This window comes from Kitasatospora sp. NPDC051164 (genome assembly GCF_044455625.1).
Classification (GTDB): Bacteria; Actinomycetota; Actinomycetes; order Streptomycetales; family Streptomycetaceae; genus Kitasatospora.
Window position 1 is genome coordinate 17470 of sequence record NZ_JBITFB010000072.1, and the last position, 2974, is coordinate 20443.

Here is a 2974-nt window from a genome sequence, read left to right on the forward strand (position 1 = left end):
CCCCACCCCGCGGGGCGCCCGGGGGGGGGGGCCCCCCCCCAACCCCCCCCCCCCCCCGGGCCGGGCCCCCCCCCCCGCCGCCCGCCCCCCCCCCCCGCGCCCCCCCCCGGCCCTGGTACGGGCGACTCGGACGGGCAGATCCTGGATGTGCCGACCGGGGCTCGGAGCGGGCGGCTCAGGTCTCGGCAGGAGGCTTTCGATGAAGAAGCAGAAGATCCTGGTCGCGTACGGAAGCAAGCACGGCGCCACGGCGGGCATCGCCAAAGAGATCGGCCGGACGCTGGAGCAGGACGGCTTCGAGGCCGCCGTCGTCCCCGCCGCGGACGTCCGTGACGTGTCCGGGTACGACGCCGTGGTCCTCGGCAGTTCGCTCTACGCCGGCCACTGGCACCGCGACGCCCTGCGCTGCGCCCACCGCAATGCCGAGGCGCTGGCGGAGCGGCCGGTCTGGCTGTTCAGCAGCGGGCCGGTGGACAGCTCCGCCGAGCAGCATGAGATCCCGCCCGTGCGCGGTGCGGCCAAGGAGATGGAGCGTTTGCACGCGCAGGGGCACGTCACCTTCGGTGGCAGCATCACCGCGGGGACACCCGGCCGGATCGCCCGCTCGCTGGTCCGGCACGGCAAGGGCGGCGACTTCCGCAACCCGGAGCAGATCCACAGCTGGGCCCACCAGGTCGCGAGCGAGATGCGCTCCCGAGCCGACGCATAGCCGGCGGAGCAGGCCCGGTCGGCCGACTGTCCGCCAGGAGGCGCGCCATGTCCACCAAGTCCGCACTGCGCAGGCGGTCGGCCATTCGGACCTCGCTGGCCCGCCGTCTGCAACGTACGGCTGCCCGACGGCGACGGAGTGACCGTCTGCCGCGAGCTGCGTGACCGGATGCCGGAGCCGGCCTGCCTGATGCTCACCTCCTTCGACGATGACGACGCCTTGCTGGACGCGATCACGGCGGGCGCTGTCGGCTACGTCCTCAAACAGGTGAAGGGCGCCGACCATCGGGTCGCTGAGACGGTTGTCGGAAGCCGTCACTGGCGGTGGAGGCGGAAGGCTCCGCGTGTGACGGGCGAGTCCGGGCGTCCCTCGGTGTCGTCGACCGTGTAATCGAGCGTCTGGTGGACGGAGACCACCCCGTCCACCGAGTTGCACAGGCGTTCCACGACAGGGATCAGGCTCTTCTGGTGGACTTTGCCAGTTAGCGTGACCACACCGTCGTCGACCGCCACGTGGACCGCATCGTGGTCCAGCCACAGGGTCTCGCCGAGCACGTCCCCGGTGATCTCGTCGGCGATCTCGCTGTCGGGTCGGAGGAAAGGCTGGAGCAGGTCGCTACGGCTGACGATGCCGACAAGACGGCCGTCCCCATCAATTACCGGAAGCCGCTTGACCTTCTGACGGTCCATCACACGGGCGGCCCTGACGATGCTCCACTCGGGTCGGGCGACGATCGGCGGGCTTGTCATCAGGCCGCCGGCGGTCTCGGCCCTGGCGCGGTCGCGGTCGCCGCCGCGCATCCACATCGGGGCTTCCTGCCTGCCGTCGGGTGTGGCCGCCTCTTTGCGGACCAGGTCGGCCTCCGACACCAGGCCGATCGGACGGTCCATGTCGTCGATGACCGGCACTGCGGTGATGTCGTTGCGGTGGAACAGCCCGACTATCTCCTTGAATGGCGTGTCGGGACGGGCGGTCACCACGTCACGGGTCATTACTGCCCGAACAGTCCGATGCAGCATGGTTCTCAGCCTCCAGTCGTGAGGGGTGATTCAGACCAGGGAGGCTCCCCAACCTTGGCCCGCTCCCTCTTCGCCTCGGCGCTCACGGCCATCTTGGGGCTCAGGCCGGAGGACATTCCGTGCATATGCGTCGGGCCGCCGACCACCAGAAGGTCAGCACTGCGGGTCACGTCCGCTACCGCCTCGGCGACCGGGATACAGGCGACGGTCGCGTCGGGCTGGACCTCGTGGACGCCCTCGGCGATCGCCTCGGCTATCCCGTGGGTGTTCCCGTACATGCTCTCGTACACGATCACTGCCTTCATGGCATCTCACCTCTCCCTCCACCGTGCTCCCGTCCGGGTACCGAGGGGAGGGCCGTTCGCCCCTGTGCCCGAGGCCGTTGGGGCCGGAAGATGCTTGTGTCAGACCTTTCGAGGGAGTCCCGGGCCGCCCCGGCCGACCTGGCGGCTGGACACCCTGCTGGCGGGCCCGGCCGAGGAAGCGCAGCGCTGAAGGAACGGAAGCGGAGAGAGGTGAACCAGCGTGGATGGAAACGACTCGGTTCCCCGTGTTGTGGTGGGCGTCGACGGCTCGCCGTCGTCGCATGCGGCGCTGAGGTGGGCAGTCCGGCAGGCGGATCGGATCGGAGCGACTGTGGATGCGGTGGGTGTGTGGGAGCCGCCGGCGCGCTACGGGTGGTCGGCGCCCGTGGTCGACACGTCCTTCGACCAGGAGATCGCCCAGCGGCGTTTCACCGAGGAACTGCACGAGGTGCTGGGACCGGACCGGCCGGTGAAGGTGAATGAGCAACTGGTGCTCGGCAACCCCGCCGCTGTGCTGTTGGAGGCGGCGGCGGGCGCTGAACTCCTCGTCGTCGGCAGCCGGGGCCGGGGTGCCTTCGCCCGCGCGCTGCTGGGCTCGGTGAGTCAGCAGTGCGCACTGCACGCGCACTGCCCAGTGGTGATCGTCCGCCCCGAGTGAGTACTGCGCGCCAGCGGGTCTCCAGGTGTCGGTCGGACCGGCGTGCTGGGTGTCGAACGCATCGCGGAACGTCATCGGGCAGGCCAGGGTCACTGCTCGAAGCAGTCGCGAGGGAGAGACTGGGCCGAGGAGGTTCGCTACGGCGCGGTTGGTCGCCGCAGTCGTACCAGGGCGTCGATCGCGGACGCTGAGCTGCACTGATCTTCGTGGAGTCTTTGAAGCCTGGGTTACGATCCAGGCGTAAGGAGAACCACGAGCAGTGCCAGCACCACGTAAGTACCCC

4 protein-coding genes and 1 pseudogene are annotated in these 2974 nt (G+C 70.0%); 3 read left to right on the top strand and 2 right to left on the bottom strand.

Going from position 1 to position 2974, the window contains the following annotated elements; genetic code table 11:
* Nucleotides 1–199: 199 nt before the first annotated feature.
* Nucleotides 200–709, top strand: coding sequence for a flavodoxin domain-containing protein (locus ACIBEC_RS46410; protein ID WP_360509602.1), 510 nt, complete (start codon nt 200–202; stop codon nt 707–709).
* A 102-nt stretch (nt 710–811) separates the two neighbouring features.
* Nucleotides 812–1021 (top strand): annotated as a pseudogene (locus ACIBEC_RS46415) (response regulator); the annotation flags it as partial.
* A gap of 2 nt (nt 1022–1023) precedes the next feature.
* Here ACIBEC_RS46415 and ACIBEC_RS46420 read toward each other — a convergent pair.
* Both ACIBEC_RS46420 and ACIBEC_RS46425 read right to left on the bottom strand, forming a co-directional pair.
* Nucleotides 1024–1728, bottom strand: a complete 705-nt coding sequence (locus ACIBEC_RS46420; protein WP_360509604.1) for a CBS domain-containing protein — start codon at nt 1726–1728, stop codon at nt 1024–1026.
* A gap of 5 nt (nt 1729–1733) precedes the next feature.
* Nucleotides 1734–2033: a flavodoxin domain-containing protein gene (locus tag ACIBEC_RS46425; RefSeq protein ID WP_360509606.1), complete on the bottom strand. Its 300-nt coding sequence runs from the start codon at nt 2031–2033 to the stop codon at nt 1734–1736.
* Nucleotides 2034–2253: 220 nt separating this feature from the next.
* On the opposite strand from ACIBEC_RS46425, the gene ACIBEC_RS46430 reads away from it, so the two are divergent.
* Entirely contained in the window at nt 2254–2691 is a 438-nt protein-coding gene (locus tag ACIBEC_RS46430; RefSeq protein ID WP_360509608.1) for a universal stress protein, read from the top strand.
* Nucleotides 2692–2974 lie beyond the last annotated feature (283 nt).